Consider the following 960-nt stretch of genomic DNA (forward strand, 5'->3'; position numbering starts at 1 on the left):
GGGCACGGGCCGCTCGGCGCGCCGGCGCGCGCACTGCTCGCGCAGCGCGGCGATGCGGTCGCGGAACACCCACCCCAGCAGGCCGGCGACCAGGCCGGTGACGAGGAAGCCCCAGCCCGGCCCGGCGCCGAGGGGACCGACGGTCAGGCCGGCGAGGCCGACGACGCCGCGCCCGACGGCCAGGTCCAGCAGGACCAGGCCGGCGGCCAGGGCGAAGGCGCCGGAGACGTCGCCCTCGGAGGTGGCCTCCAGCTCCACGCGGCCGCGAGCGTCGGGCAGCACGGCCCACGCCAGGCCGTACAGCGCCAGGCCCAGGCCGCCGACGAGGGTCAGGGCGATGAGCAGCCCGCGCACCAGGACCGGGTCCACGCCCAGGCGGGCGGCCACGCCCCCGCACACGCCGGCGAACCAGCGGTCCTCCCCGCGCACCACGCCCCAGGAGCGCACCGCGCCGGTGGCGCGGGCCAGCGGGCCGCGCCCGCCGGGGGTGCCGGTGCCGGTGCCGGTGCCGGGGTCCGCGGTGCTCACGGTCGTGACCCTGCCCGCTGCACGGCCCCGCGCGGAAGACCGGCGGCGCTCACGGTGCCCACGGTGCTCACCAGGTCCAGGGCAGGCCGATGCCCGCCCCGCCCAGCAGGTCCACGACGACGAGGCCGACGGCGACGGCGAAGGACGCGGACACGTCGCCGCGGTGGGCGGCCTCCGCCTCGATGCGCCCGGTGGCGTCGGGCAGCAGCGCCCACGCCAGGCCGTACAGCAGCAGGCCCAGGCCGCCGAGCAGCGCCAGCACCACCGCCGCGGCGCGCACCCACGCGGGGTTCACGCCGAGGCGGGCGGCCAGGCCGCCGCACACGCCGGCGATCCAGCGGTCGCGACCGCGGGTCACCCCGGTGCGGCGCACCGCGCCGAAGAAGCGCTCGGGGCCGGTGGTCCCGGCGACCCCGGCGGAGGGGGTGGGGG

Annotated in this window: 2 protein-coding genes; both read right to left on the minus strand. The window is 80.6% G+C overall.

The genetic code is table 11. From position 1 onward, the window contains the following. Window positions 1-528, minus strand: a 528-nt coding sequence (locus tag GTR00_RS21700; RefSeq protein WP_166613561.1) for a PspC domain-containing protein, incomplete at its 3' end; no start/stop codon positions are given. A gap of 67 nt (window positions 529-595) precedes the next feature. Next, window positions 596-960, minus strand: a 365-nt coding sequence (locus GTR00_RS21705) for a PspC domain-containing protein (protein WP_166613562.1), incomplete at its 5' end; no start/stop codon positions are given.

It is taken from the genome of Kineococcus indalonis, assembly GCF_009906395.1.
In the GTDB taxonomy this organism is placed as follows: Bacteria; Actinomycetota; Actinomycetes; order Actinomycetales; family Kineococcaceae; genus Kineococcus; species Kineococcus indalonis.